Raw genomic sequence first — 25,674 nt, 5'->3', positions numbered from 1 at the left:
CAGACCATGCAAACCAGGGCTTATCAAGGATTCAAAGGACATCGCCACCTACTGGTAGCGGGCCTACTGTATCTTCCCCTGGTTTCTCCCCCCACCCTGGCCGGCACCGAGCGTCTGGCCTTTTCTTCGGGACCGGATGGAGGAACCTTCGAACACTTTGCCCGTGGCATATCCAGCTTCCTGAGTGACAGTAATCCCCGCCTAGAAGTTCTTCCCTTTATTTCCGCAGGCTCCATTGAGAACCTTCGCAGAATCAATGGCCGTGATGCTGAATTCGGAATAGTTTACGCAACCGACCTCTATCTGGGCAGCCAGGGGCGTCTGACCAATGACACCCGTATCTACCGCAATATCCAGGCCCTCAGCAGCCTCTACCCAGCGCCTGCCCAGCTTATCGTGCCCAGAGACTCGGACATCCACCAGCTGGAAGACCTAAAAGGCAAGCGCCTGGCCATAGGCGGCATAGGCTCAGGTTCAGCAGCCTTTGCAGAGCGTTACTTTCAAAGCCTCGGGCTTTGGCAAGAGCTAAGGCCCCGCTACCTGGGTTACTCCCATGGTGCTGAAGCACTTCTAAAAGGTGAGGTCGATGCCCTTTTTATCCTTGCCGGCCTGCCCACACCTGCAGTGACCGACCTGGCTAAGAATCTGCCCGTGCGCCTACTGCAAACCTACCCACAAGATGATCAGCAGCGCTTTTTCAGCGACCACCCCTATTACACAGAGACACTACTGCCTGCAGGCTCCTATCCAGGAATAGATCAGCCTGTACCCAGCTTTCAAGATATGGCGATTTTGGTTGCTGGCGTCCATGTAGACCAAGAGCTGGTTCTGGAAACACTTAATCTCCTTTACTTGAAAGGTGGCACTGAAGTTCTGAAGAATTTGACCCCAGCTGCCCAGGCAACCCAACTGGAAAAAGGGCTAACAGGCTTACTGACTCCTCTGCATCCTGGTGCACGTCACTTCTGGCAGTTTCAGGGCTACCCTCTAGAGGCAGAACCTGAACCCTAAACAACTGACCTGCACACCTGAATTAAAAAACCCCACCTTGCATCAGCAGGGCGGGGTTTCTTTTTGCAGTAACCGCTTGTTAGTGGTTTAGCTTTCCTGAGGAGCTTTGGCAGCAAGACTACGTGCTGTAGCCAACTGCCAAACCAGAACCAGACCACCGATACCCACACCAGCCAGGTCGGTCATCCAGCCCCCAGCAATCATTGCCAGAGCAGCAACCAGCAGCAGTACACGCTGGACCAGATTGGCACGATCATTTAGGAACCAACCTTGAACAGCCGCTGCCAGCAGGTAAATACCTATACCTGCCGTAAAGGCAACGCGCAGGATTTGGTCCCAGGTACCATCCATCAACAGTGCCGGACTATAGAAGAACATAAAGGGCACGATGAAGGCTGCCAGACCAAACTTAAAGGAAGTCATGGCTGTTTTCAGTGGGTCCGTTCCCGCGATTGCTGCAGCCGCATAACCTGCCAGTGCAACCGGGGGCGTAATCGCTGAAAGCACCGCATAGTAGAACACAAAGAAGTGAGCAACCAAGGGCGGAATACCTATCTGCTGCAAACCAGGAGCTACCACCGAAGCCGCTACCGCATAGGCCGCCGTGGTTGGCATTCCCATACCCAGCAGGATACTGATACACATGGCAAAAAAGAGCGCCAGCAGATGGCTTGCATCAGCAATGTTCAGCAACATGGATGCAAAGCGTGCGCCCACACCTGTCAGGCTGATCACACCAACAATAATACCAGCACAGGCACAGACCGCGATCAAAGGAATCGCCATGCGTGCACCCAAAGACAGGGCTTCAAGTAACTGTCTGGGCCCCATTTTATAAGGCGTAAACCAGGACACCACAGCCGCACTGACCATCGCAAGAGTACCAGCACGAATGACTGAGTAACCCATGAACAGGGTGGCAATCAGAATGATGATCGGGAAGAATAAATAGACCTGCTTAACCATCTTACTGAACTTGGGCAACTGATCTTTAGCCAAGCCAGACATACCTTCACGTCGCGCTTCCAGATCCACCATCAGGTAGATGGAAAGGAAGTAGAGAGCCGCAGGAATCAGCGCTGCCATGGCAATTTCGGTATAGGGAATACCGGTAATTTCTGCCATGATGAAAGCACCTGCACCCATAATCGGTGGCACTATCTGGCCACCGGTGGAAGCAGCCGCTTCAATACCACCCGCACTACGGGGGTGATAGCCCACTTTTTTCATCAGTGGAATGGTCAAGCTACCGGTAGCCACGACATTGCCCGCAGAAGTACCGTTGATCATACCCATTAAGCCGGAAGCAAAAACCGAGACCTTGGCAGGGCCGCCACGAGCTCGTCCTGCCGCAGCAAAGGCAAAGTTAACAAAGTAATCACCCACTCTGGATGCCTGCAAGAAGGCAGCAAAGGTGATAAACAGGATTATATAGGTCGAGGACACCGCTGTAGTGGGACCCAAAATCCCGTTATCCGTGTAGATATAGGTGAAGAAACGCTGCAGTGAATAGCCACGGTGCTCAAGTATCCCTGGCAGATAAGGGCCAGCAAAGGCATAAGCCAGGAACACCGCAGTGATAATAATTAGTGCCAAACCAGCTACACGGCGCGTCAGTTCCATAATCAGCATAACGCCGGACAGAGCAACCAAGAACTCCGTTTGCCCAACCATGGGTGTGCCTGCGGCCAAGCGCCAACGGTTCAACACAAACAACAGATAACCGGCAACAATTAGGGCAGCAGCCATTAACAACCAATCGGCCCAATGAATATGACGATTATTGTCCTTCCAAATCCAACTGCTAACGATTGCTAGAGTTGTACCCAAAAACAAAGCCCAGGCCAGAGTCGGCAGCAAGGCCACACCGTCGCCAAAAGGCAAATCTGGCGGCATTCTTAAGCCCATGTACTCCCGCGCAATCCAGGCAAAAGTAATTCCGGCAGCCGCATAAACAATAAAGCCCGCTGCAGGCACTAGTGCAAGCCATTGCAGGGGGGTCATCGGAACTGGGTCCTTGTTGCGATCCAAAGTAAAGGCAGCAATCAGGGCAAAGCCTACCGTCAGACCACCAGCGACGTGGATAATCCGGAAAGCCCAGGTTTCAATGGGGGAAATATTCAGTGCATAAAGGTGTAGCAGGGTGTAAAACACACAAACGAAGAAGATAACCTTACCGACCATACCGGTCAGGTCACGCTCGTTATGCCCCAAAGGGATATCGGAAACACCTTCAGCCCCGATTTTTTCAGCAGCTTCTGCTTCAGCAGTTGCAGGGGTTTTATTGGTCATGATTGTAATTCACGTTGGTAAACATGAAATAACGCCGACCCTCAGGTCGACGTTACCAACTTACTGACAAACTTAAATCAGTCTTTCATATCGGCAGGAATTTCAATGCCGTTTTCTTCGAACCAGCGAACAGCACCCGCATGCCAGGGAACAATCGTGTTGTACTGGGCATTTTCAGGCAGGGTTTCGCGTGCAGCACCATGAATTTGGCGCATACGCTCATTGTTTTCCATCACTGTTTTAGTTACGCCATAGACCAAGGACTCAGCCATATCCTTGTGAGTAATTGCAAAGTTCCAAAGAGAAAGTGCAGAAACATCATTATCCAAAGAAGAGTAAACAGAAGCAGGAATCACCCCAGCACTCAACTCAGGAAATTCAGCAACGATCTGCTCAATATCATCTTGTGAGTAAGAGAAGATGTTGACATCAGCTTGAGCTTCCAACTGACTAAAGGCTGAAATGGGAATACCAGCAGCAAAAGCAAAGGCATCAATCAAACCATCCTGCAGCTGACCCGCTTGGTCGGAAGCACCACCATTACGAGTACGCACATTCAAGCCCAGCTTTTCAAACAACTGTGGGTGATACATATCTGCAGTACCGCCGGAGGGCCCTACACCGACAGTTTTGCCATCCAAGTCAGCGACGGACTCAATACCAGAACTGGCCAGAGTAATAATTTGCAGAGTTGTTTGGTACATGGGGAAAACCGCACGTACATTATCGTGGCTCATGCCAGGAGCCAGCTCACTGTTACCTGCCAAAGCCTGAACCAGAGGACCTGTGGTGACCATACCAAAATCATGCTCACCCATTTCAACCAGAGTTGCGTTCTGTACTGGGCCACCGGTAACTTCGGCACCAGCAGAAATACCCAGAGCATCACCCACCATATTGGCCCAACCAGAACCATAGATGTAGTAGGTGCCGCCCTGACTCGCAGTGCCTACAGTGATGCTACGCGGCCAGTCACTACGGTCAGCAAAAGCCACACCTGCAGTTACGGTAATTGCTGCAGCAACACAGCCAGAAATCAAAGCTTTCTTGGATAAAAAGCGCATAGAGAAGTTTCTCCTAGTTATTTTTTTCTTCGATTAATTGTTATTCATCGTCGATTGCTACTACTGAGCAAACTGTATCTAGCAAAGCCTGTGCCAACTAACTTATGCCGTCAACAACCACCATTTAACTGCAATCAATAGTTTAATGTGCGGATTTCCGCACAAAACTCCCAATAAGTCGGCGGATATCCACCCCAACCTTCAGACATAAAAAAAGCACCCCTCGGGGGTGCTTGATTTGGAGCGTTAGAACAGACGTCAATCAGGATTGGCTTCCACCTTGGCAATCGCCGTATCCAAAGCTTTTTTCAATTTCTCTTCTATCTGCAGCATTTCTGCTTCCGACATATAAAAGGTGGTGTCTACATCAAAGCGCACATAGAAAGCAGGTAGCTGATTCAGCGTCAGACAGATGACGTCCTCAATGAAATCCTGGTTTTTACCTTCCAGGCGTTCATCCCGCGTCAAAAGACCATTCAAAGCCGTTTCATAATAGTTGTGAACATTCTCAGTCTCCATAACTCACCTATTTAGCTCGGTAAATGATACCAGGGCGACACTGCACCATTTCATAGAGGTCAGGCATGTTAGAAAGAGCCTCTGAAGCCCCCAAGAACAGGTAGCCGCCCGGCTTTAGGTTGGCATGCATACGCTTAAGGATGTCTTTTTTGAGATCGGCCGAGAAATAAATCAGCACGTTACGGCAAAAAACCACATCAAACTTACCCAGCATGGTGTAGCTATGCAGCAGGTTCATCATGCGGTATTCCACACGTTTTTGGATATTCGGGTTCACTTTCCAGCGCCCCTCACCGGTCTGGGTGAAGTGCTTGGTCAGGTGGTCTTTTGAAAGTCCTCGGCCTATCGCTAGCATTTCATAGGTGCCTGACCGCGCTGCACTTAACGCTGAAGCAGAAATATCCGTACCCAGAATTTTTTCACCCATCCGAAAAGCGCCCGGATTCTTGCGCTTAAACTCTTCGATGACCATCGAAATAGAATAGGGCTCCTGACCGGTTGAAGCAGCCGCCGACCAAATCTTCAAAGGCTCAGATTTCAGCTTGGGCGCAATTTCAGGAAGAACTTTGTTTTCAAGAATGTTGAAAGGGTGAACATCACGAAACCAAAGGGTTTCGTTAGTCGTCATAGCATCAACAACGGCTTCTTTAAGGCCAGAGCGCGGATTGCGCTGCATTTCCTTCATCAAATCCGTCAAGCTACCCAGCTTTTGCTGAACCATGATCTTACTCAGGCGGCTGGTAACCAGGTATTGCTTATTATCGCCCAGCAAAATACCGCAGGCCTCCTGCAAAAAGTTGCGGAAGGCTTCAAATTCCTGCGGACTCAAGGTTTTACTGATCGACATCCCTCACCACCCTTTCCAGCTAATGACTAAGCATAATAGTAACTCAAGTGCATGAAAGCTACGACCTGGATCACACTTTTTCACCAGCTACGGCTTGAATTTGCCCAATGACCACTCTGGCCAGCTCATCAGCATCATATTTTGCCAGGAAAAAGTTAGCACCTACTTTCTTCACCATGGCTTCATTGAAAATACCGCTCAATGACGAATGGAGCAAGACCGGAAGGTTCGCAAAGCGTGGATCTTCTTTAATACGACGGGTCAGGGTATAACCATCCATTTCCGGCATTTCAATGTCCGAAATGATCATCAGCAACTCGTCCTGAACCCTTTTGCCTTCATCAGCCATGGCATTGAGATAATCCAACGCTTCCTTACCATTGGTTAAACTGGTGAAACCTATGCCGGTTTCCTTCAGGTTACGTTCTACCTGATGACGAGCAACACTGGAATCATCAACCAGCAAGATATGGTAATTGGCAGCAGCCTGCTTGACCTCGTCCGTCAAAATCTCAGCCGAAACCCCTTGTGCAAAAGGATCAACACTGGCAATGATTTTTTCCACATCAACAATTTCAATCAGCTGATTGTCCATTTGGGTAACTGCAGTTAGAAAACTGTTTTTACCACTACCCCGGGGAGGTGGATGCACTTCTTCCCAGTTGATGTTAACAATTCGGTCCACTTCCCTGACCAAAAAGCCCTGAGTACGGCGATTGTATTCAGTGATAATCACAAAATGGGACTCAGGATTTTGCATCGCGGGCTGACGGATAGCCATGCCCAAATCAACAATGGAAACCGTACCATCACGAACATGAGCCACACCTCTGACATGAGGTGTATGATGGGGAAGATTGGTGAGTTTAGGGCAGGGTATAATTTCCTTGACCTTAAAAACATTAATCCCATATAACTGCTTGCCGTTGAGTCGGAACAGAAGCAATTCCATACGGTTGCCACCGGCAACCTTGGTACGCTCGGCCAATTTGCCTGCGGAAGTCGACATAGGCTTTCTTCTTTGACTGTAAGGTGATTAAAAAAGCTAGTTGGTCATGAGTATAAACCGCAACTCTACATATTTCTAAGTCGCTTCATGGGTTAATTTGTTATGTTACGAAAGCAGGGGCTCAAGATTCGAAGCCTTAACACCTTACTGGTCTGTACTCTTGGCCTTATTCTGCAATTTTTTGCCAGCAGCCTTAACGCTCAAAGCCATCAAGATCTCGAAGCCTTATTGGACGAAGCCAGAAGCTGGGTGTCTGGGCAGATGCAAGAGCACCAGGATTACCGGGTTGAATTCCGCCCCCTGGACCCGCGCTTACGCCTGGATCGCTGCTCCAGTCCGCTGCTTTTTGCTGTTCATGGCAATAGTGATCTCCGGGGCCGGGTCAACCTGCGGGTTACCTGCCAGGAAGAAAACTGGTTCATCTTCATCACCGCAGAAGTGCAAGTATTGGAACCGGTTGTGGTGGCCCGAAGCACTCTGGATCGGGGTGCTCGCTTAAGCACTCAGATGCTGGAAGTCAGAAAAATGGACACCTCACGCATTCGTGGTGATTACTTTTCCAGCATACAGGAAGTTGTCGGCATGCAGGTACGCAACCGAATACGTGCTGGTGATCCGGTAACCAGTCGCCAGATTAATGTCACCCAAGCGGTCAACCGAGGCGACCAAGTGATTATTCAGGCCAGGAGTGAAACACTAAGAATCAGAATGACAGGTGAAGCCTTGGAAGCAGGACGCATTGGTGATCAAATTCGTGTGCGTAACCTGCAGTCAGGTCGAACCCTACGTGCTAGAATAGTGGATAGAGGCTTGGTCGAAGTCCAACTTTAGTGAATTTCTAAGACTTTTTTGTAAATAAAGACTAAAGTTTTTTTAGGTAGCGCCGAAACCCTAGGTAACAAGCTACTTGATTAACTAACGGGATAAGCAATTATGGCTATCGAACTCAATGGTATCAACAACAACCTCAACCCAAGGGTTCGAGGGGGTGATCAGGGTTCGGCAAAAGATAGCGCTGCTGCTTCAACCAAAACGACCGAAGCACCAGTCAGCGCCGAAGATCGTGTGCAACTGAGCACTCATGCACAAAACCTTTACAAGGCAGAGAGTGATGAGTCGATTGATAACAACAAGGTTGCCGCCTTACGCCAGCAAATTGAAGAAGGTAATTACAAAATTGATTACCAAAAACTGGCTGGAAAACTGATGGATCTTGAGTCAAAACTCTAGTTATTTTCTGGAAAGCCTCCTATCAACCCAGCAAATGCTGATTAACAGAGGCCTTCTGGGGATCTTAAGAGCCCGCTGCCCTTGGTAGTGGGCTCTTTTGTATTACACCCTGATCAGCTACACTGCTTAAAGATCAAGTCATCAGGAAGGTTCAGCGTGTCGACTAATTCAACCCAGGCATTTAAAGATTTGCTACTGGTTGCCATAGGCAATCTCAAAAAGCTTTTGCAGGTTGTTGAGCAGGAGTACCAACTGCTGCAAACCGGCGCATCCGATGCTGAAGAGCTAGAAGCGCTAACTGAAAAAAAGAATCAACTCTTGCAGCAGATTGAAGTCGATGTTGACCAACGCAAAGAATTCCTGAAAACCCAAGACCTCAATCCGGATATGGATGGCCTGGAAAGCTTCTTTGCTTCATTACCAGAAGCTAATGCAGCAGCCCTGCGCAAAGGCTGGAACCAGCTAATCAGCCTACTAGAAAAAATCCACCAGCAAAATAATATCAACGGCCGCCTGATTAACCGCGCCCTGCAACATTTCGATGTTCTACTCAATGCCATGCAGGAAACCCAAGGCAAGGTAAGAGTCTACCATCCCTCCGGTGGCGCTGGTGATTTGAATATCCCCCGTAATCTTGGCAAAGCCTAAGACCCAAGGAGATACAGCATGGCTGAGGGAGCTTCAGAAAATCTAGTCAGCAACCCGGCAGAAATTGCCAGCCTGCTGGCTTCACTCTATCGCAAACACGCCTCCATCACGGTCAACTTTCGGGGGAAAAGCCAGCATTATGCCAGCATGATTCTGGATCTGGATCGCGAAGAAGGTGTTTTTTACCTGGATGAGTTCAACCCACCCAGTGGTCACAAACGCGCACTCTCGGGCGAGCCCTTTTCCATTCGGGCCTCCACTCAGGGCCTATCGATTTTCTTTAACCATTGCCAACTTCTGGATATTATCAAGGAAGAGAAAGGTGCCATCTACAAGGTTGCCTTCCCCAAACTGGTCAAACACGACCAAAAGCGCCAAGCCTTCCGGGCACGTGTACTCAGATCCATGAGCGCACCCATCACCCTACTCTCTTATGAACGCGGAGAACCTTTCAAGGGTTCCCTGGTTGACCTCTCCAACGGCGGCTGCAACTTCATCTTGAATGAGTTGGTTGATCCACCCTTGCGTGACCTGGAAATCTTTGAAGAACTCACCCTGGATATCGAAGACTTTGAGCGCAGCATTACAGTCGCAGCTGAAATGCGCCGAATCAGTGAAGATGAACAAAAAGAAATCACCTCCTGCGGTGTGCGCTTCATCAATGTTGACGGCTCGACCCAAGCAGAAATTGACCGCCTGGTTATGTTCCTGCAGCGCGAAGCTCTAAGAATGGACGTAAGCCGCCAATAAGCATTATAATTCAGCCCCTTCCAGAAAGGCCCCGATAGCTCAGCTGGATAGAGCGTCCCCCTCCTAAGGGGAAGGTCTCAGGTTCGAATCCTGATCGGGGCACCAATCAAGTCAACAACTCAAGAATCAACACTGATCAAGAAGTCTCCACTACCAAGAGTAGAGAAACGGCTAGAACAGTGAGTCGGCACAAGCACTTTCAACCTCTACCCGACATCGATTACGAAAAAGCCCTGACTAGCAGCCAGGGCTTTTTGTTTAAGGACAAGGGTTAGGTTGCTCTAGATGAATGCGCTCAATGGCTTCCAGCTGTTCTTCAGTCAGGGTGATTTCTGCTGAGGCCAGGTTGCTTTCCAACTGTTCAAGGGTGGTTGCGCCGATGATATTGCTGGTCACAAAGGGGCGATCATTGACGAAGGCCAGGGCCATTTGTGCGGGGTCCATGTCCAGTTTTTTCGCCAGTTCTACATAGTGGCGGGTGGTTTTTTCTGCCAGAGGCGAGGTGTAACGTTGAAAGCGCTCATAAAGAGTCAGGCGGGCACCCGAAGGTTTGGCCTGGTTCAGGTATTTGCCGCTTAAAACCCCAAAGCCGAGTGGCGAATAAGCCAAGAGACCAACATCTTCACGAATGGCCATTTCGGCCAGTCCCACTTCAAAGGTGCGGTTTAAGAGGTTGTAGGGGTTTTGAATTGATTGAATGCGGGGCAATTGCTTTTCTGCTGCCACCCGCAAGTATTCATGCATTCCCCAGGGGGTTTCATTGGAAATACCCAGATGACGTACCTTGCCTTCTTTAACCAACTCATTCAACGCAGTCAGAGTTTCTTCTATAGCAATAGCATCCTGATCATCCCGGTACTTGTAGCCCAGTTGACCAAAAAAGTTGGTTTTACGCTCTGGCCAATGTACTTGGTAGAGATCGATATAATCTGTTTGCAGGCGTTTAAGGCTGGCTTCGCAGGCTTCTTTGATTTGGCTGGCATTCAGCCGGGGACCACCGCGCAGGTAATTCATATCTGAGCGGCCAACAACCTTGCTGGCAAGCACCAAATCATCCCTTTTACCGCGCTTGTTCAACCAACTGCCCAGGTATTCTTCGGTCAGACCTTGGGTTTCAGCTTTGGGGGGCACAGGGTACATTTCTGCTGTGTCGATAAAATTGACCCCAGCTTCCAGAGCCCTATCCAACTGTTGGTGGGCTTCTTCTTCGGTGTTTTGCTCACCCCAGGTCATGGTGCCCAGACAGATCTTTGAAACTTCAAGCGAGGTTTTACCCAGTTTGCGGTATTCCATCCTGCCTCCAGTCAATTGCGGTTTAACAGATAAAAAGCTTCTTGATTGCGGCCTTGTCGATAGCTGGCCAGTTGGTTGTTAATGCGTTGCTGTCCAACTTGTCTAAAGTGAGTTTCGAATTCGTCCAGAAGAGCACCCTGCATGGCACCACGATGGCGCCTTTCTTCGGCTTTTAAAAGCGCCCAGTCGGCAGCTGTCATGGCTGCAAAAATACCCGCGCCGGTAACCAAAGCACCGGGACCACTGGGTGAGGTGGCTGCTGCGGCTGCTCCACTGGCTGCTGATTTAATAGCAAAGCGTGCAGGCAGACGCGCCAGATAGCGCCTAACCACTCGCGAGGCAGCGGCCATTGCCGGAGTTCCAGCCAAGCGGCTGGCCAATAATCGTCCGGTTGGCAGAGCAATGGCAGCACCGGCCAGAGCACCACTTCCGGCACTGATTTGCCAGCGTCTAAGGTCGTAATCGCTAGGCCTAATCGCATTTTGCAAATCCCAGTGAAGCTCCTGTCGGGTGATCCGTGGGTCTTCATCATCCAGTTCTCGATAGCCAGGTCTTTGCCGCTGTTGAAATTTTTGCTGCAGCGCCTGGAGTTGTGTTTCAGTTTCCTGTTCACCCAAGGATTGCCAGGCAGTAACCAGATGGGGCTGGATGGCCAGCATACGATCACGCCAAAGGGCGTGAAGTTCAGGGTCATCAAGCAGGTAGTCTTCCAGGCGCTGGTGCAACAGATCATCCAGATCACCAGTGAGTGCGATGAACAAACGCGTGTAAGAGCCGGGCAAGGAGAAATACCAATCCAGATAAGCATTAACGCCCTTTTCTGCCTGAGCACGAATTTGCAAACTTTCATTCTTTAACCAAGCTTCCAGGTGAGCTTCCAAGGCTGCATCCTGATCTGAAGTCAAAGCCATCAGCTCGCGGCTGAAGTCCTGAAAATCATCTTCAGCCAGGGTGAGGGCTTCACCCAAAAAGACCAGACGCACCAGGGGTTGGTGGGCAGAAGCTGTGAGCAACTGGTTTTGGGTATAGCTGAAAACAGCAGACCCCAACATCAGCAAAGCCAAGAGCAACAAGAAAGCCTGCTTGCTTCTGCCGGTGGTGTTGCTTGGTTCAAAGGCGTCAGTTTTCTTGTTCATACAGCTTCCTGATTAAGTAGTCAGCAGCCACCAGCCAGTAGCTGACTGCCAGGGCCAGGCTGGCTTGAACGCCCAGCACCAACAACCAGGCCAGCAAGCCCAGCCAGCCTGATCGCCCCAAATCGCCAATAAAGTTCTGCAAAGCCCAGTGTTGAGTCAAGACCACCAGCTGTAAACCGCGTTCCAGAGCCCCCAGAAGACTGGAGCTGCGACTGACATCCAGGTGTTCATTGATCACTTGGCTCAAGCTGCTGCCAATCAACCAGGGCTGGGGTTGATATACAAATGCCAGTGTTAATAAGGCGGTCAGCAACAGTGTCAGAATAATAACCAACCAGTAGCAGCCCAATAAGCGTCTGTATTCTGTTCGGACCTGAGGCAACAGCCAGAGGTTCAGCCCTTTTTTTATAAAGTGAAGTAAAGGTAGGCTAAGTGCCAAGGTCAGGGCCAGCTCCCAGGAAATTAATAAGACTTGCAATAGCAGCAGTAACGCCAGCAAAAGGCTCACTAAAAGATGGGATACTAGGCCCAGCCAGCCCACCTGAAGGGGTTGCTGGAGACTGCTTTCGGCCTCGAGGTATTGATTCAGCCATACCTGGCGTTTTTGACGGGCCAGATCCAGACGCAAATTGAAGATAACCCAAGTCACCAAAAGTAGAAACGGCAAAAACAGCCAATCCTGCCAAGCTGAGGGCAGCAGCCGCCAGATCAGCAGATCGGCCAAAGCAGCCAGGCCCACCAGCAGAGAAAGCATTAGCGTTCCCCCACGCCCTGAACCGGGTAGAGCTTGTAGACTTTAAAGAACTCATCACGGGAGAAGGTTTTCAGCAGCTGCTTGCTGTAGGCGATTTTGCGGTTGCGATGAAGATCAAAGCCTTTATAACCCAGTAGCTGCAAGCAGTGAGCACACACTTGTTTACGGGTTTCTTGTTCAGGCCCCAAGGGCAAGGGGCCGGTACGCCGAGTGCTGATCCAGACATAGGCACCCGCTTCCCAGGTCTGAGTTACTTCACACTGGGCCAGATGGTAGTCTTCAGCTTCGGACAGGTAAACTGCCAAACGGGTATTTTTATAGCCCCAGGTATCATCAGCCAAGTGTTTCAGGCGAGTCCAGGGTAGGTAACGGCCTTCCCGGTCCAGTTCCGAGCGTTCACGCCCGGTCAGGTGGCGTTCCGGATCAAAGAGTTCAAAGTGACCTCGTTTGCGCGCACCCATAGCACGACGCAATTCAACGAAGGGTTCAAACTCAGTGAAATCCGGTAATTTCATAAGGCTTCCAGGGCCTCGGAATTCCTAGAGCCACGCTGCTGTTGCAGAATATCCCGGATACGGGCATCGGCATCAGTACGCACCCTAAATTCCACCCGGCGGGAAAGTTCCGCATTTTCACTGCCATCCGGATTCAGGATCGGCTGGGAAGATGAAAGGCCGTTAGCAGTCAGGTTACGCTTCAACCAAGCCTGTTCATGGCTGACTTCGGAAAGATTAAGCACATGCTCAAGGCTAGAGCGCGTGCGCGCCTGAGACAAGCGCATATTGTTGATGTAGGCCTCATTGTCATCCCTCGCTTGCGTCCATTCGCTGGAGGTGTGGCCTTCAATTCTCACTTCTTCAATTTCATCCCGGTATTCAGGTGCAGTGATAACACGTACATAACGGGGGAAGAATTCACTGAGGATTTCAGCAAAACGTGGCCTTAAATTAGACGAGCCCAGTTCATAAAGGGCACCTGAATCCTGAAAGGTAATCACTAGGTCCGGGCTGAGTTCAGCACCCCAGCGCGGCAGGTCATCTTCAAATTCTTCGAGCAGGTCTTCATAAAGGGCTTCGCGCAAATCCAGGTAGATCTCGGCTACTTCACGCATCCGCTCGCTTTCTTTCTGAACGATGACCATAAACACCACAGCGACCAGCAGAAATACCATCATCAGGCCAGCCATCAAGTCACTGACTGAAATCCAATGAGCCCCCTCTTCACCGGCGAGGGTTTCTTCTTCTTGATTCTGGTCCAGGCTGCTCATGCGCCACCTGTTTTCCGTTCAGCTGTTTTCTCAAGTTTTTCTGCCACCTGCACCAACTCCCGCAGCTTGTCAGTGAGCGGTGTGTAGTCACTAACAAACTTTTCAGACAGAGCCGCCAATTGACTACCAAAGGTTTGCAGGGAGGTGGTCAGTTCATGCTCCAAAGCAGCATCCAGGCGAACCAGCTGTTGCTCGGTACGGTCCAGCGTTCGATCAGTATGCTTCTGCTGACGCAATAATTGTTCATCCAGGCGTTTACCGAGAATCTCGTTGAGACTTTCGACACTTTCAGTGACACGACGGCCCGAGCTATCCAGTAGTTTCTGCATCTGCTGATGCTGACGATCCAACTGACCGGCCAGACCATCGGTTAGGGTATGGATGCGTTCTTCCAATTTGGGCAAGCCACCACCGGCTTTATTAACCAGATTGGCGAGTGAATCCAGATAAGAACCCAGGGATTCCGACTGCTGCTGCAAACCGCCCATGACCTCACCCAGGGTTTCTGCCACCACATTGAAAGACTGAGTATGCTCCACCATGGTTTTATAGGCTTCAGTGGCTTTATCCAATACCTGACCATTGGCTCTTTGTTCACTAAGCAGGGCTTCCAGTTCTTCCTTGTAGTTCTCCTGCCACTCCAGCATCTGGCCCACAGCTTGATTAAGGCGATCAAAGTTTTCACCATACTGGGCACCGATCTGCTGATTGAAGTCAGCCAGCAGGGTCTCCAGCGCAGCAACCAGTGCCTTGGAATTGGCATCCGCCATCTTCTGCTGGTAATCCCCAATGCCCTCACCCAGTTTTTGCAGACTTGCTTGAAGACGCTGGTCGTTATTCTTCATGTATTCATCAATACGGGTTAAACCTGAGCTTTTCAGCAGTAGGCGAATATCACCCAGTAGTGTCGCCAGATCATCCATGGTTGCCCCGGTAACCTGGGTGCTACCATCCATGCCACGCACATGGTTGAGAACATGGCGCAGCTTAATGGTCATTGCGCCCAGCAAACCGGCAATCGATGACCAGAAAGCGGTCTTCAGGCCTTCAATCAATTGGGGGACACTGGCTTCAACATCGGCGGCATCAAATTCCATTAAACCCAGAGCGATACCAAAAAAGGTACCAAAGATACCCACGCTGGTAAGGATGGAAGGCGCCGCATTAACAGTGCGCAGTGAATAAACAGGGCCGTGAAAATAGACCGTCATCACGGCAATTAGGCCCATAAAAAACAGGGTCAGGGGCGAAAACATTTCGAAGAAGACCATGGTCGCTAGCAAATATCCTTGGTGGCAGGCAGGTGACAAAACCTGTCCAGTTTACCTCTAGCCTGCGCTGACGGTAAATGCTTCAGGCGTTTCAGGGATCTGGCTTATCCGTTACAATGAAGCCGACCTCGTTACTCTACAGGAAAAGTTCAGTGAATAAAGCCAAGCTCTTTGCACTCAGTCAGTATCTCCTACCCCACCATCTGCTATCCCGCATCACCGGCCGTTTAGCTGAATGTCGGGTTGGCTGGCTGAAAAACCTGTTGATTTCCAGCTTTATCAAGCGCTTTCAGGTCGACATGAGTGAGGCTGAACAGGAAGACCCCGCCGCCTATAGTAACTTCAATGAGTTTTTTACCCGCCCTTTAAAAGAAGGTGTGCGTGAAATTGCTGCTGACCCTAAAAGCCTGGCCAGCCCGGCTGATGGTTCGATCAGTGAACTGGGTGGCCTGGAGCATGGCCGGGTTCTGCAAGCCAAAGGCATTCACTACAGCCTGACCCGCCTACTGGGTGGCGACACTGAAAAAGCCAAGCCTTTTATGGGCGGCTCCTTTGCCACCATCTATCTTTCACCCAAAGATTACCATCGGGTACACATGCCCTTGGGTGGAACTCTGAAGGAAACTCTCTATGTGCCTGGGCGCTTGTTCTCGGTAAACCAGGCCACCGCTGATAATGTTCAGGGTGTGTTTGCCCGTAATGAGCGTTTGGTGTGTTTCTTTGATACCCCGGCAGGCCCCATGGCCATGATTCTGGTAGGCGCCATGATTGTGGCTGGAATCGAAACGGTCTGGGACGGCCAGGTGACACCACCTGTTAGAAAAGTGAAGCTGAAAAACTTCACTGATCCCGAACCCCTAGTATTTGAAAAAGGCCAGGAAATGGGCCGCTTCAAGTTAGGCTCTACAGCTATTTTGGTATTTGGCCCGAATGCCGTGCAGTGGCGTGAAGACCTGAAAAACGGCACCCAGGTCAGACTCGGTGAAGCTTTGGCCGAGATTAAGAGTTCCTAGAAACGATACAAGAGAGCGGCAAAAACCCCGGTGACATACTCGCGATCAACCAGCGGACTAGCCACCACTGAGCTGGGTAGTTTGCGGGTGCGTCCCGCCACCATGAGTGAAGTTCTGGGGGTAAAAGCATACATGATGTTAAGACTAACACTCGGCTCCCAGCCTGAATCCACCTGGTAAGCTATGCGTCCAATTGCCGGGTTTGCTTCAGACTCGGTGACGCCAAAGTAATAATCCAAAAGATCTGCACTTTGCCAACTAAGGCCAACGCCTGGGCTGACCCGCAACTTATCCGTGACCTCAAAGCCATAGCTATAGGTGCTGCTGAGTTCATAGCCCTGGTGTTTGTCGAGCAGATCATGTACCGCCTTGACAGAAAACTGGTGGCTGTTTACCCGGCCCGAGAAACCCACACCGCCATCCAGTGACCAGCCACGACTATCCATTCCAGCCAAATAGCTGGAATCGCTACTGGAATAACCGGCCAGACGACCGCTCACCAGCACACTGGCTTGAACACCACCCCAGGAACCACCGGCCCCCCAGGCATTGATACCGGCTTCTGTGCCACGAATATAGGCGAAGCGGCCCCGATAACTGACAAAAGCGGGGATGGTATTGGGGTTACTACTGATGCCCTGGTAGGGGCTCTGACCCTGAGCCGCACCCACACCGGCACTCCAGTCGGCAGAAGCCATAACTGGCATCAATAACAGCCCTGCTGGCAGCAACTGCTTCAAGCGCATGTTTTTTTCCTTGGTTTAAGCGATTAACCCGGCAATTTTAGACTAGTGCGTCTAATAACCCAAGTTGAATACTGAAATTTACCTAAACGGAGATCTTTCCGCTAGAATAGACTCATCAATCCTTTCTACTATTTGGCTGGGTATGCGCAGATTACTGAGAAAAATATTACTCTGGTGGTGGCGACTCCTTGCTCTGGCTGCACTCACCCTAACGCTTTTGTTGGGTGTTAATGCCTGGTTTGTTGGCAAAACAGTCGACCGCATCAACAAAACCGATGCAGCCTGCACCAGCATGGACGTGGGCATCCTCTTTGGAACCAGCCAGTATCTGCGCTCAGGCCTACCCAACCCCCACTACTACGGCCGCATCAATGAAGCGGCCCGCCTTTATCGTGAAGGCAAGATTCAGCATCTTTTGGTTTCTGGGGATAACCGCACTCGTTACTACAACGAACCCAAACGAATGCAGCAGGATCTAATATATAGAGGCTTACCAGAAACAGCCATGTCTCTGGATCATGCAGGTTTTAGTACCTTTGATACCTTGAAGCGTGCCAAGCAGGTTTTTAATGTTAATCAGGCCCTGCTAATCACTCAAGACTATCACCTACCTAGAGCCCTCTTCATAGCCGAGTCCCTGGGTATTGAAGCCTATGGTTGCCAGGCTACCGGTCCCAGTTGGACAGGAATGAAGAATATTTTGTTACGTGAGCTGGCTGCTCGTCTGCGTACCCTGGGTGATCTTTATATCTGGAAACGAGAACCTCGCATTTTAGATGACCCCCAGCCATTGGACTTTTAATGTTGCAACCAGAGCTCTGTTGCCTCTAGATGTTCTTCAAGCTCAGCAAGCAGAATTTGCAGATCGGCGGACAGCTCCCCTCCACCCTCTTGCAGAACCTCTTCACAAGCACGCTGTAACTCCTGCTCATGATCCAGCAGCAGATCCAAAGCAACTGTTTCCGGCTCTTGCCAAAGACGACGAAACTGCTCAAGCAAGTGAGTAAGGCCTTCAATATCCTGATCCGCTGTGCGAGGGCGAATATGCAGCTCTTCAACAGCGGCCTGACGCAGCTTTTCCTGAAGCTGTTGGCGCTGCTCTAGCATAAGGTCCAACTGAGCTTTACGGCTGGTTGCTGGTAAGCGGTCACGCATATCCTGATAGAGATCCAGACTTTCATCCAGTAGTTCCAAAACCCCATTAAAAGCAGCCTGGGTGGCAGTGAGCAGCATGGTCATTTCTCCCGACAGATCAAGCTTCCATCATACCAGTAGTTCCCTTACAAAAAACCCCAGCAAAGCTAGCTGGGGTTTTTGAGTACTTCAATTGCAAGGCTTAGGCTTTAACAATCAGGGCCTGCTTTTCTGCTTTCATTTCTGCGAACTCATCTTCGTAAAAGAATTTCTCTTCTCCGAAGGCGGGCTTCAGGTGATTGAGCCAGGTGGCTTCTTCATCATATTTGGCAAAGAAGGGGCGCTGCACCCAATCCGAACTGCGGCCTTGTATAAAACGCAGGACAAACACTTTTTCACCCTGAATTTCCGTAACCCCCTGAATTTCGACTTTGCCTGGATCAGCGGACATTGAAGGGCCACGTGCAGTGCGGCACAGCCCAGGAACCTGCTTCATGGCTTCACGATAAATCTCCCAAGCCTTGACCAGGGGCACTTCAAAGTAATGACGTGCGCCGGTATCCCGCTCAGCAAACATATAGTAAGGAATCATCCCCTGCTGAACCTGCATCTTCCACATCTTCGCCCACTGGTCTGCATCATCATTAATGTGCTTGAGTAGCGGCGCCTGGGTGCGGATTTCAGCACCAGTTGCCCGAATACGGCGCACTGCTTCACGACAAACAGGGGTGTCCATTTCTTTCCAGTGATTGAAATGGCCCATAAAGGCAATGTGCTTACCAGCAGCGGTTAGCTCACGGAAAAGTTGCAGAATATCGTTGGCGTCATCATCGGTTACAAAGCGATAAGGCCAAAAGGTCAAGCTCTTGGAGCCAATGCGGATATTTTGAATGTGATCCAACTCTGGCTTCAGCAAGCCTTCAAGATACATGCGCAAGTGCTTGGCTTTCATAACCATAGGGTCGCCACCGGTCAGCAGCAGATCGGTCACTTCTTTATGTTCGGCCAGGTAGGCGTGCAGGGACTCAGCTTCATTGGAAGAAAATTTCAGGTCCTTGTCACCGACAAACTGTGCCCAACGGAAACAAAAGGTGCAATAACTATGACAGACCTGCCCTTGGCTGGGGAAAAAGAGGACCGTTTCCTGGTATTTATGTTGCATTCCCTCCAATGGCTGACCATCTAGTAGAGGTAGATTGAGATCCATTTGCCCGGCAGGGTGAGGATTCAATTCAGAGCGCACTCTTTCAACAGCTTCTTTTAGTTCAGCAGCCGGGGCTTCTGCCTGCATTAAGGCTGCAATTTCATCAAAATGCTCGGGCTTCAGCATGCCGCGCTGAGGAAAAGTCAGCTGAAAAATCGGATCCTCAGGAACCTTGTCCCAATCAATAAGCTCATCAATAACATAGTTATTAACCCGAAAAGGGAGCACCTGACTAACTACGCGCATATCAAAGCGCAAGTCTTCGGGTAGTTTCTCCAGAGCTTCGATCTTATCCAACTGACGCTGGGTATAAACCTTGAAAGGGCGAGCCTCTATGGCCGGTGTGTCAAGCGTTACACGCTGGTTCATGGTCCGTCTCCTCCGCTGGCAAGGGGAAAGTGTCACTAGTCTAGTATCTGGAGGAGGACTTTTACATAAAAAAGCAAAAATTTGCAAGAAAAAGGGATAAAAAAGCTAAAAAAAGGTGCTTTTTGCGCAAATATTTGCGCAAAAAGCACGGAAGGCAAAAAAAGCAAAACTCGTTTTATTCGCCTGACATAGGATGCTGGTAAAGATGCACATCCCTTTGTGGGAAGGGAATAGTGATACCCGCCTCATCAAAAGCCAATTTAACCTTCTCCATCAAATCCCACTGTAAATACCAAAAGTCATCAATAGTGGCCCAAACCCTAAGTGAAAAATTCACTGAGTTATCACCAAAGTCAGTAATAATGACTCTAGGTTCTGGGTCTGTCAGTGCTCGTTCATCTTCTTCTGCCAGTTTCAACAGCAGTTCTTTAACGACACGAATATCCTCGTCATAACTAACACCCACCAGAATATCCATACGCCTATGCGGTTCAGAGGTATAGTTCACTAGGTTGCCATCAGTCAGTGCAGAGTTGGGAATCATGATGCGCTTGTTGTCAGGTGTAATCAGATAGGTATGCAGAAGGGTTAATTTTTCTACAGTTCCCCCCGTACCTGCACCCTCAACATAGTCACCCTTGCTAAAAGGATGCAGAGCGACCAGCAGGAAACCTGATGCCAGATTCTGCAAAGAATCCTTAAGTGCAAGGCCGACTGCCAAACCAAGAGCACCCAAGGCGGCCAGAAGTGAAGTGGTATTGACACCCAACTGACTGAGTACCGCAATAAAAAGAATAACCAGTAGAAGCGCATGAATAATTTGCCCCAGAAACTGGGCAGATGCAGCTTCCATTTTTTTGGCCAGATTATTAACTGTCAGTTTTTTTAGGCGCTTGACCAGCCACCAACCAAAAATCAACAGCAGCACTGCTGGCCAGAGGGTGTCGAACAATCCCCATAAGCGCTCGGTTAAAGCATTGGATTCATGAATTAAAAAGTCCAGCATGGGTCTCTCCTTTAGTAACTGTCCATTAACACTAAACCAGATCCCCAAACAAAAAAACCCCGAACGAGTCGGGGTTTTCAAGAACCAACAAGGTGCTTAGTTGGCTTTTACCCAGGACTGACACCAGCCTTTGGGTTCAACAGAGTTCTGCGGGAAGAGCGAACAACCATTGTTGGCCGGACGCCAGAACATGCAGTTGTCGCAGTACTCACCCTCATTCCAGCGAGGATGACCTTTTGCATCAGCAGCTACCTTGACATAGTTCAGTGCTTTGGCCTGGGGCGCGTCTTCACTCAGAGGAGGCAAAGAGGAAGCGAATGCCTGAGAAGTCAGCGCACCCATACCGAAAGGCAAGGCGGCCAAACCGAAAAGGCCCTTTTTCAGAAAAGCACGACGGCTGTTTTGTGTCATGGTTACATCCTCATCATCATTTAGTTTTATATACCAGCTGATTGCAAAACAAAAAAGCTGGCTGGGCATTAACCTGTATCAATTAATACTTTATGACTGCCATTATTACCTAGTTAACTCGACATCTGCATTAACTTTAGTCGAAAAAGCCTGCGGCAGGGCGTCACACCTCAAATATAACGCTTGAAGGAGCAAAGAAAAACACTACAAAGAATACAGGTATAGTAAGTAGAGTTAACCAGTCACTTCCCGGTCGCTTAAATCCTTGAGCATTTGGGAATCAAAAGTATGCTGACTCAGGTCCAGGCCTTCTGCTTGCATTTTTTCTTCAAGAGCTTTTTTTTCAGCCTTAATTTCTAGCGGGTTGGCTTCATTGCCATCCAGACGATGCATTTCTTCAACCGCCAGATGATAAAACCTCAGAAGCTTCATTGCCTGGTGGCTGCCAGCTTCAGCCAGAGGCTTGATACGATGCATAACATTGGTGATTCGCATCAGGCTGCGCTTGAGATGCCAACCATAAACTGCTTCACGCATAAAAGGCTGCTGGCTGAGGTAGTACTTAACGAGCAATACTGTCAAAATCAGTCCGGATAGCACACCCAAAAGATTCCAGCGAAAATTATTCCCTCCAGGGGTGCCCAACAGGCTTACCAGAAGACTGGCTAGTCCCATGCCCAGCAGAGCAAATATCAGAATAATAATCACGCTGCTTTTACGTGTTTTGCTACGATATTCCTGGGGATCAAGAAACTCTAATTGAAACTTACTCATGATATTTTCAGGCTGTCTCCGCTTGGTGTTGGGCTCGCTTAACCTCAACGGCCAATTGCAGCAAAGCTTGTTGCGTTGCTTCCCAATCCAGACAGGGGTCCGTCATCGATTGACCATAGGTGCCAGGGCCAGCTTGCAAGGGCTGATTACCTCCACGCAGAAAGCTTTCCATCATAATACCCAAAACAGGGTGTCCTGTTCTTAGAAGTTCAGCCACCTCTTCCAGCACCTGGACCTGACGCTCAGCAATTTTGCCACAATTGGCGTGGCTGGCATCAACCAGAATACGTGAATTCACTCCCGTTGCCTGCAATTCCCGACTGGCTTTTAACAAAGATGCCGACTCGTAATTAGGGCCAGATTTACCGCCTCTGAGTACCAAATGGCTATCAGCGTTGCCTACTACAGCTTCTTGGACCAGCTGGCCGGCAGCATTAATTCGGGTGATCACTTGAGGAGCAGCAGCAGCTTTCATGGCATGAATAGCCACATCAATACTGCCATCGGTAGCATTTTTAAAGCCTATCACTCCAGGCAGGCCACTAGCCATTTCACGATGGGTTTGAGACTCGGTTGTGCGGGCACCCAAAGCGTACCAGCTCACTAAATCATCAAAGTAGCCTGCCAGATGTGGATTCAAGGCCTCGGTTGCAACCGGCAAGCCCAGCTTGATGACATCCAGCATCAGTTGCCGACTGCTTTGTAAACCAGTATTGATATCAATTTGCCCATCCCTTTGTGGGTCAGTCACCAGGCCTTTCCAACCCAGGCAGGTACGGGGCTTTTCAACATACACCCGCATCACCAGCAGGAGCTGATCACCCACTCTTTCTTGCAGTTCAGCTAGGCGCTGGGCGTAGTCCAGGGTGGCTTCCCGATCATGAACTGAGCAGGGACCAACAATGGCCAAAAAACGTGAGTCTTTTTCTGCCAGCAGACTTTTCAGCTGCTCTCGTTGTTGATCAACTCTTTGCTGCACCCCTGGGGGCAAGGGAAGCTTTTTCTTAAGTTCTGCTGCAGTCATCAACGGCCGCTGGTTTAACTGCTGGTTAAGTGAAGAATTCATGCCGGTTTCCTTAAATATTTGCACTTGGCTGCTTCAGGCTATAAAAAAACCCCGGTGTGGCTGCACCGGGGTTTTAAGAAACTTTTGCCTGGGCAGCCACTGGGCGCCCGAAACCTAAAGTTCAGACGCAAGTCATTTTGCTAAACCAATAGCCATAAAAGTTGGTGTTGCTAAAGATATTGGTTTTAACAGTTTTCACAGACTTGCACCTGATTCGTTTATTTCAGTGGTTAAAGCTAACCACACTGGCACTAAAAAAACAAGTTTTAATGTTGGGTGATTTTACCCGAGGTGGTTTTTTTCTGCTCCATCATCAAGGCTGTCACATACTCAGCACGGGTTGAAGCATTTACCGGCTTGTCCTTTTCCTGGCACCAGGCAATCAGTGCCTCCACATCGACATCAACCTTTTCGATTTCTATCCCTCGGGTTGCAAAAACCTCGATCATCTCCAGGCTTTTGGACTGCCATTCTTCCCAGCTGCTTTCCAAACGATCACTGTCTTCGGCAACCTCCAGAAGACGTTGCCACTGCTCTGGCCGAACCCAACAAAGCCCTGCTTTTTGTACTTTTTCTTTGGCTGGCTGACTCATCGTTTCTCCCGCATTTTATTTACATCTTTGGATTCTAACATAGTATTAAGTTGCCTTCTCGGCGTAAGCATCCAACAGGGTCTCCTGAGCACTCACTTCATCCTTGCCTTTACCGGGTGCATTCAACAAATAGCTACCATCTTCCTGCAACTCCCAGCTCTGGCAGTTATCCAGCAAATAGGTTTCCAGATCCTTGCGCACCCGGGTAGCCAGTTTTGTATCCAATAGAGGGAAACAGGTTTCCACCCGATTGAACATATTGCGCTCCATAAAATCGGCACTGGCGCAGTAGATTTCTTCCTGGCCATTATTGTAAAAGCTGAACACACGGGTATGTTCCAAAAAACGTCCGATAATCGAGCGTACTCGAATATTTTCGGAAACTTCGGGCAGTCCAGGTTTGAGGCAGCAAATACCACGCACGATCATATCCACCTTAACACCCGCCTGACTGGCCTTGTATAGAGCCTTGATCAGTTTAGGCTCAGTAACTGAGTTGGTTTTGATAACAATACGGGCTTTTTTTCCAGCTGCGGCAAAATCTGCTTCCCGCTCGATCATTTCAACCAGGCGCTTGTGCAGGGTGAAGGGGGCATGCAATAACTTGTGCATATTCAGTACCTGCCCCATGCCACAGAGCTGCAAGAAAACGCGATGCACATCCTCACACAAATCCTGGTTGGCGGTCAGCATGCCATAGTCGGTATACAAGCGTGCTGTTTTGGCGTGGTAGTTACCTGTACCCAGGTGGGCATAGTGATGCAGCTGGCCATTTTCACGCCTTAGGATATGCATCATCTTGGCATGGGTTTTATAGGCAACCACACCATAAATCACTATCGCTCCGGCTTCTTGCAAACGGCTGGCCAAGGTCAGGTTGTCGGCTTCATCAAAACGCGCACGCAGCTCAATAACAACAGTCACTTCCTTGCCATTACGAGCGGCTTCTACCAACGCATTGACGATATTGGAATCAGGGCCGGTTCGGTAGAGTGTCTGCTTGATCGCGACCACATCCGGATCACTGGCCGCTTCGCGCAGCAGGTCTTCAACCGGTGAAAAACTTTCAAAAGGGTGATGTAGAAGAATGTCGCCCTGGCGTATGGCATTAAAAATAGAACCTTCATCTTTGCGCAGTAGGCGTGGCAAGCCAGGTGTAAAAGGTGAATACTCTAAGTCTGGACGCTTCACCTGCCCCATCAAGGCCATCAAGCGGTTCAGGTTAACTGGACCATTTACCCTGTAAAGCTCTTCCTCCCCCAAACCAAACTGCTTTAGCAGGAAGTTAACCAAGTCATCCGGGCAGTTATCGGCGACTTCCAAACGCACGGCATCACCGTAGCGGCGTGAAAGAAGCTCACCGCGCAGGGCACTAGCCAAGTCAGATACTTCTTCGGAATCAACCGTCAAATCAGCATTACGGGTCAAGCGGAACTGATAGCAGCCCTTGATCTTCATGCCAGGGAATAAAAGATCAGCGTGGGCATGAATCATTGAGGAGAGGAATACAAAGTTATCCCCTTCATCACACAACTCATCCGGTATTCGAATCAGGCGTGACAGAGAGCGGGGCGCTGGCAAAATAGCCATGCCGCCTTCGCGGCCAAAGGCATCTTTACCTTCCAAAGAAACAATAAAGTTAAGGCTTTTATTGACCAGGCGTGGAAAAGGATGCGAGGGGTCCAAGCCTATAGGACTGATGACGGGTAGGATTTCTCCCTTAAAAAAGCCTTCAACCCATTTGGTTTGCTGCTTGGTCCACTGATCACGGCGAATAAAGCGGATTTTATGCTCTTCCAGGGCTGGAATCAGCAGTTCATTGAGTATCTTGTACTGGCGCTCCACCTGCTCGTGACAAATGCGGGAAACTTCTTTCAGCACTTCGGTAGGCCGCATACCGTCAACACCGGATTTTTCCCGATCCAGGGCAACCTGGCGCCTAAGGCCGGCCACTCTGATTTCAAAGAACTCGTCCAGATTGCTTGAAAAAATCAACAAAAAGAGCAGACGGTTCAATAGCGGGTGACTGGTATCCAGCGATTGTTCCAACACCCGAATATTAAACTGCAGGTGTGACAGCTCACGATTGAAGTAAAGCTCAGGGTTATCCAGATCGACACTGTCATCGGTCTTGCGTCGCCTTACTCCACTCTTACTTTGGTTGATACGCAAGATGGCCCGGGGCGCGGTTGCCAAGGTGTTTGCATCCTGCTCTGCCAACTTGGCTGGAGCTACCGAAACTGGGGTGCTGCTCTTTTCTGTCATTT

27 protein-coding genes and 1 tRNA gene are annotated in these 25,674 nt (G+C 49.8%); 8 read left to right on the top strand and 20 right to left on the bottom strand.

The annotated features are described in order from the left end of the window. Window positions 1-6 precede the first annotated feature (6 nt). Entirely contained in the window at window positions 7-1,011 is a 1,005-nt protein-coding gene (locus tag BM185_RS04745; RefSeq protein WP_091960112.1) for a TAXI family TRAP transporter solute-binding subunit, read from the top strand. Window positions 1,012-1,098: 87 nt separating this feature from the next. Here BM185_RS04745 and BM185_RS04740 read toward each other — a convergent pair whose 3' ends face one another. The 5 genes from BM185_RS04740 to BM185_RS04720 all read right to left on the bottom strand — a co-directional run bounded on the left by BM185_RS04740 (window position 1,099) and on the right by BM185_RS04720 (window position 6,742). After that, entirely contained in the window at window positions 1,099-3,303 is a 2,205-nt protein-coding gene (locus BM185_RS04740; RefSeq protein ID WP_091960109.1) for a TRAP transporter permease, read from the bottom strand. A 77-nt stretch (window positions 3,304-3,380) separates the two neighbouring features. Further along, window positions 3,381-4,367 (bottom strand): TAXI family TRAP transporter solute-binding subunit, encoded by a 987-nt coding sequence (locus BM185_RS04735; protein ID WP_091960107.1) that lies wholly within the window; start codon window positions 4,365-4,367, stop codon window positions 3,381-3,383. A 258-nt stretch (window positions 4,368-4,625) separates the two neighbouring features. Then, window positions 4,626-4,886: a late competence development ComFB family protein gene (locus BM185_RS04730; RefSeq protein ID WP_091960104.1), complete on the bottom strand. Its 261-nt coding sequence runs from the start codon at window positions 4,884-4,886 to the stop codon at window positions 4,626-4,628. 7 nt (window positions 4,887-4,893) lie between these two features. Continuing rightward, window positions 4,894-5,733 (bottom strand): CheR family methyltransferase, encoded by an 840-nt coding sequence (locus BM185_RS04725; protein WP_091960101.1) that lies wholly within the window; start codon window positions 5,731-5,733, stop codon window positions 4,894-4,896. A 70-nt stretch (window positions 5,734-5,803) separates the two neighbouring features. Continuing rightward, window positions 5,804-6,742: a chemotaxis protein CheV gene (locus BM185_RS04720; RefSeq protein ID WP_091960098.1), complete on the bottom strand. Its 939-nt coding sequence runs from the start codon at window positions 6,740-6,742 to the stop codon at window positions 5,804-5,806. Between the two features lie 102 nt (window positions 6,743-6,844). On the opposite strand from BM185_RS04720, the gene flgA reads away from it, so the two are divergent. The 5 genes from flgA to BM185_RS04695 all read left to right on the top strand — a co-directional run bounded on the left by flgA (window position 6,845) and on the right by BM185_RS04695 (window position 9,475). Further along, window positions 6,845-7,573, top strand: coding sequence for a flagellar basal body P-ring formation chaperone FlgA (gene flgA / locus BM185_RS04715; protein WP_091960096.1), 729 nt, complete (start codon window positions 6,845-6,847; stop codon window positions 7,571-7,573). A gap of 102 nt (window positions 7,574-7,675) precedes the next feature. Beyond that, window positions 7,676-7,972: a flagellar biosynthesis anti-sigma factor FlgM gene (flgM, locus tag BM185_RS04710; RefSeq protein WP_091960093.1), complete on the top strand. Its 297-nt coding sequence runs from the start codon at window positions 7,676-7,678 to the stop codon at window positions 7,970-7,972. 156 nt (window positions 7,973-8,128) lie between these two features. Then, a complete protein-coding gene (locus BM185_RS14815; RefSeq protein ID WP_245751700.1) occupies window positions 8,129-8,620 on the top strand; it encodes a flagella synthesis protein FlgN in 492 nt (163 codons plus the stop codon). Window positions 8,621-8,638: 18 nt separating this feature from the next. Next, window positions 8,639-9,370: a flagellar brake protein gene (locus BM185_RS04700; RefSeq protein ID WP_091960088.1), complete on the top strand. Its 732-nt coding sequence runs from the start codon at window positions 8,639-8,641 to the stop codon at window positions 9,368-9,370. Window positions 9,371-9,398: 28 nt separating this feature from the next. After that, a tRNA-Arg gene (locus tag BM185_RS04695) sits at window positions 9,399-9,475 on the top strand. A gap of 153 nt (window positions 9,476-9,628) precedes the next feature. On the opposite strand, the gene BM185_RS04690 is transcribed toward BM185_RS04695, so the two are convergent. The 6 genes from BM185_RS04690 to BM185_RS04665 are packed head-to-tail and all read right to left on the bottom strand — an operon-like array spanning window position 9,629 to window position 15,091. Further along, complete coding sequence (locus BM185_RS04690) at window positions 9,629-10,663, bottom strand: NADP(H)-dependent aldo-keto reductase (RefSeq protein ID WP_091960085.1); 1,035 nt, start codon at window positions 10,661-10,663, stop codon at window positions 9,629-9,631. Window positions 10,664-10,674: 11 nt separating this feature from the next. Further along, window positions 10,675-11,799 (bottom strand): hypothetical protein, encoded by a 1,125-nt coding sequence (locus BM185_RS04685; RefSeq protein WP_091960083.1) that lies wholly within the window; start codon window positions 11,797-11,799, stop codon window positions 10,675-10,677. Next, a complete protein-coding gene (locus BM185_RS04680) occupies window positions 11,783-12,553 on the bottom strand; it encodes a hypothetical protein (RefSeq protein ID WP_091960080.1) in 771 nt (256 codons plus the stop codon). Before BM185_RS04680 ends, BM185_RS04685 begins: the two co-directional genes overlap by 17 nt. Then, window positions 12,553-13,068, bottom strand: coding sequence for a hypothetical protein (locus BM185_RS04675; RefSeq protein WP_091960077.1), 516 nt, complete (start codon window positions 13,066-13,068; stop codon window positions 12,553-12,555). Before BM185_RS04675 ends, BM185_RS04680 begins: the two co-directional genes overlap by 1 nt. Beyond that, window positions 13,065-13,820 (bottom strand): OmpA/MotB family protein, encoded by a 756-nt coding sequence (locus tag BM185_RS04670; RefSeq protein ID WP_091960075.1) that lies wholly within the window; start codon window positions 13,818-13,820, stop codon window positions 13,065-13,067. The genes BM185_RS04675 and BM185_RS04670 overlap by 4 nt, the downstream gene beginning before the upstream one ends. After that, on the bottom strand, window positions 13,817-15,091 hold the full coding sequence (locus BM185_RS04665) for a hypothetical protein (protein ID WP_091960072.1): 1,275 nt from the start codon (window positions 15,089-15,091) through the stop codon (window positions 13,817-13,819). The genes BM185_RS04670 and BM185_RS04665 overlap by 4 nt, the downstream gene beginning before the upstream one ends. A gap of 152 nt (window positions 15,092-15,243) precedes the next feature. On the opposite strand from BM185_RS04665, the gene asd reads away from it, so the two are divergent. Then, window positions 15,244-16,104, top strand: coding sequence for an archaetidylserine decarboxylase (asd, locus tag BM185_RS04660; protein ID WP_218149386.1), 861 nt, complete (start codon window positions 15,244-15,246; stop codon window positions 16,102-16,104). On the opposite strand, the gene BM185_RS04655 is transcribed toward asd, so the two are convergent. Next, window positions 16,101-16,850 (bottom strand): MipA/OmpV family protein, encoded by a 750-nt coding sequence (locus BM185_RS04655; protein WP_091960066.1) that lies wholly within the window; start codon window positions 16,848-16,850, stop codon window positions 16,101-16,103. The two genes, asd and BM185_RS04655, sit on opposite strands and share 4 nt — an antisense overlap. Before the next feature lie 142 nt (window positions 16,851-16,992). Here BM185_RS04655 and BM185_RS04650 point away from each other — a divergent pair, with 142 nt between their 5' ends. Further along, window positions 16,993-17,652 carry a SanA/YdcF family protein gene (locus tag BM185_RS04650; RefSeq protein WP_091960063.1) on the top strand — a complete coding sequence of 220 codons (660 nt, stop codon included), beginning with the start codon at window positions 16,993-16,995 and terminating at the stop codon, window positions 17,650-17,652. Here the strand turns inward: BM185_RS04650 and BM185_RS04645 are convergent. The 8 genes from BM185_RS04645 to ppk1 all read right to left on the bottom strand — a co-directional run bounded on the left by BM185_RS04645 (window position 17,649) and on the right by ppk1 (window position 25,672). Continuing rightward, window positions 17,649-18,083 (bottom strand): hypothetical protein, encoded by a 435-nt coding sequence (locus BM185_RS04645; RefSeq protein WP_091960061.1) that lies wholly within the window; start codon window positions 18,081-18,083, stop codon window positions 17,649-17,651. The two genes, BM185_RS04650 and BM185_RS04645, sit on opposite strands and share 4 nt — an antisense overlap. Before the next feature lie 103 nt (window positions 18,084-18,186). Next, entirely contained in the window at window positions 18,187-19,557 is a 1,371-nt protein-coding gene (locus tag BM185_RS04640; protein ID WP_091960058.1) for a KamA family radical SAM protein, read from the bottom strand. 175 nt (window positions 19,558-19,732) lie between these two features. After that, on the bottom strand, window positions 19,733-20,563 hold the full coding sequence (locus BM185_RS04635; protein WP_091960056.1) for a mechanosensitive ion channel family protein: 831 nt from the start codon (window positions 20,561-20,563) through the stop codon (window positions 19,733-19,735). Between the two features lie 96 nt (window positions 20,564-20,659). Then, window positions 20,660-20,974, bottom strand: coding sequence for a high-potential iron-sulfur protein (locus BM185_RS04630; protein ID WP_091961306.1), 315 nt, complete (start codon window positions 20,972-20,974; stop codon window positions 20,660-20,662). A gap of 234 nt (window positions 20,975-21,208) precedes the next feature. Further along, complete coding sequence (locus BM185_RS04625) at window positions 21,209-21,748, bottom strand: DUF3087 family protein (protein ID WP_091960053.1); 540 nt, start codon at window positions 21,746-21,748, stop codon at window positions 21,209-21,211. Between the two features lie 7 nt (window positions 21,749-21,755). Continuing rightward, a complete protein-coding gene (locus BM185_RS04620; RefSeq protein WP_091960051.1) occupies window positions 21,756-22,814 on the bottom strand; it encodes a 3-deoxy-7-phosphoheptulonate synthase in 1,059 nt (352 codons plus the stop codon). A gap of 266 nt (window positions 22,815-23,080) precedes the next feature. Beyond that, window positions 23,081-23,407 (bottom strand): hypothetical protein, encoded by a 327-nt coding sequence (locus BM185_RS04615; protein WP_091960048.1) that lies wholly within the window; start codon window positions 23,405-23,407, stop codon window positions 23,081-23,083. 45 nt (window positions 23,408-23,452) lie between these two features. Beyond that, window positions 23,453-25,672: a polyphosphate kinase 1 gene (gene ppk1 / locus BM185_RS04610; protein ID WP_091960045.1), complete on the bottom strand. Its 2,220-nt coding sequence runs from the start codon at window positions 25,670-25,672 to the stop codon at window positions 23,453-23,455. Window positions 25,673-25,674 lie beyond the last annotated feature (2 nt).

Source organism: Marinospirillum celere (assembly GCF_900112235.1).
In the GTDB taxonomy this organism is placed as follows: domain Bacteria; phylum Pseudomonadota; class Gammaproteobacteria; order Pseudomonadales; family Halomonadaceae; genus Marinospirillum; species Marinospirillum celere.
This window is presented reverse-complemented; position numbering and strand designations above follow the sequence as displayed.

Bases quoted from the DNA above. Each gene is read 5' to 3' on its own strand.
- BM185_RS04745 (WP_091960112.1), top strand. From the start codon at position 7: ATGCAAACCAGGGCTTATCAAGGATTCAAAGGACATCGCCACCTACTG.
- BM185_RS04740 (WP_091960109.1), bottom strand. From the start codon at position 3,303: ATGACCAATAAAACCCCTGCAACTGCTGAAGCAGAAGCTGCTGAAAAA.
- BM185_RS04735 (WP_091960107.1), bottom strand. From the start codon at position 4,367: ATGCGCTTTTTATCCAAGAAAGCTTTGATTTCTGGCTGTGTTGCTGCA.
- BM185_RS04730 (WP_091960104.1), bottom strand. From the start codon at position 4,886: ATGGAGACTGAGAATGTTCACAACTATTATGAAACGGCTTTGAATGGT.
- BM185_RS04725 (WP_091960101.1), bottom strand. From the start codon at position 5,733: ATGTCGATCAGTAAAACCTTGAGTCCGCAGGAATTTGAAGCCTTCCGC.
- BM185_RS04720 (WP_091960098.1), bottom strand. From the start codon at position 6,742: ATGTCGACTTCCGCAGGCAAATTGGCCGAGCGTACCAAGGTTGCCGGT.
- flgA (WP_091960096.1), top strand. From the start codon at position 6,845: ATGTTACGAAAGCAGGGGCTCAAGATTCGAAGCCTTAACACCTTACTG.
- flgM (WP_091960093.1), top strand. From the start codon at position 7,676: ATGGCTATCGAACTCAATGGTATCAACAACAACCTCAACCCAAGGGTT.
- BM185_RS04700 (WP_091960088.1), top strand. From the start codon at position 8,639: ATGGCTGAGGGAGCTTCAGAAAATCTAGTCAGCAACCCGGCAGAAATT.
- BM185_RS04690 (WP_091960085.1), bottom strand. From the start codon at position 10,663: ATGGAATACCGCAAACTGGGTAAAACCTCGCTTGAAGTTTCAAAGATC.
- BM185_RS04685 (WP_091960083.1), bottom strand. From the start codon at position 11,799: ATGAACAAGAAAACTGACGCCTTTGAACCAAGCAACACCACCGGCAGA.
- BM185_RS04680 (WP_091960080.1), bottom strand. From the start codon at position 12,553: ATGCTTTCTCTGCTGGTGGGCCTGGCTGCTTTGGCCGATCTGCTGATC.
- BM185_RS04675 (WP_091960077.1), bottom strand. From the start codon at position 13,068: ATGAAATTACCGGATTTCACTGAGTTTGAACCCTTCGTTGAATTGCGT.
- BM185_RS04670 (WP_091960075.1), bottom strand. From the start codon at position 13,820: ATGAGCAGCCTGGACCAGAATCAAGAAGAAGAAACCCTCGCCGGTGAA.
- BM185_RS04665 (WP_091960072.1), bottom strand. From the start codon at position 15,091: ATGGTCTTCTTCGAAATGTTTTCGCCCCTGACCCTGTTTTTTATGGGC.
- BM185_RS04655 (WP_091960066.1), bottom strand. From the start codon at position 16,850: ATGCGCTTGAAGCAGTTGCTGCCAGCAGGGCTGTTATTGATGCCAGTT.
- BM185_RS04650 (WP_091960063.1), top strand. From the start codon at position 16,993: ATGCGCAGATTACTGAGAAAAATATTACTCTGGTGGTGGCGACTCCTT.
- BM185_RS04645 (WP_091960061.1), bottom strand. From the start codon at position 18,083: ATGCTGCTCACTGCCACCCAGGCTGCTTTTAATGGGGTTTTGGAACTA.
- BM185_RS04640 (WP_091960058.1), bottom strand. From the start codon at position 19,557: ATGAACCAGCGTGTAACGCTTGACACACCGGCCATAGAGGCTCGCCCT.
- BM185_RS04635 (WP_091960056.1), bottom strand. From the start codon at position 20,563: ATGCTGGACTTTTTAATTCATGAATCCAATGCTTTAACCGAGCGCTTA.
- BM185_RS04630 (WP_091961306.1), bottom strand. From the start codon at position 20,974: ATGACACAAAACAGCCGTCGTGCTTTTCTGAAAAAGGGCCTTTTCGGT.
- BM185_RS04625 (WP_091960053.1), bottom strand. From the start codon at position 21,748: ATGAGTAAGTTTCAATTAGAGTTTCTTGATCCCCAGGAATATCGTAGC.
- BM185_RS04620 (WP_091960051.1), bottom strand. From the start codon at position 22,814: ATGAATTCTTCACTTAACCAGCAGTTAAACCAGCGGCCGTTGATGACT.
- BM185_RS04615 (WP_091960048.1), bottom strand. From the start codon at position 23,407: ATGAGTCAGCCAGCCAAAGAAAAAGTACAAAAAGCAGGGCTTTGTTGG.
- ppk1 (WP_091960045.1), bottom strand. From the start codon at position 25,672: ATGACAGAAAAGAGCAGCACCCCAGTTTCGGTAGCTCCAGCCAAGTTG.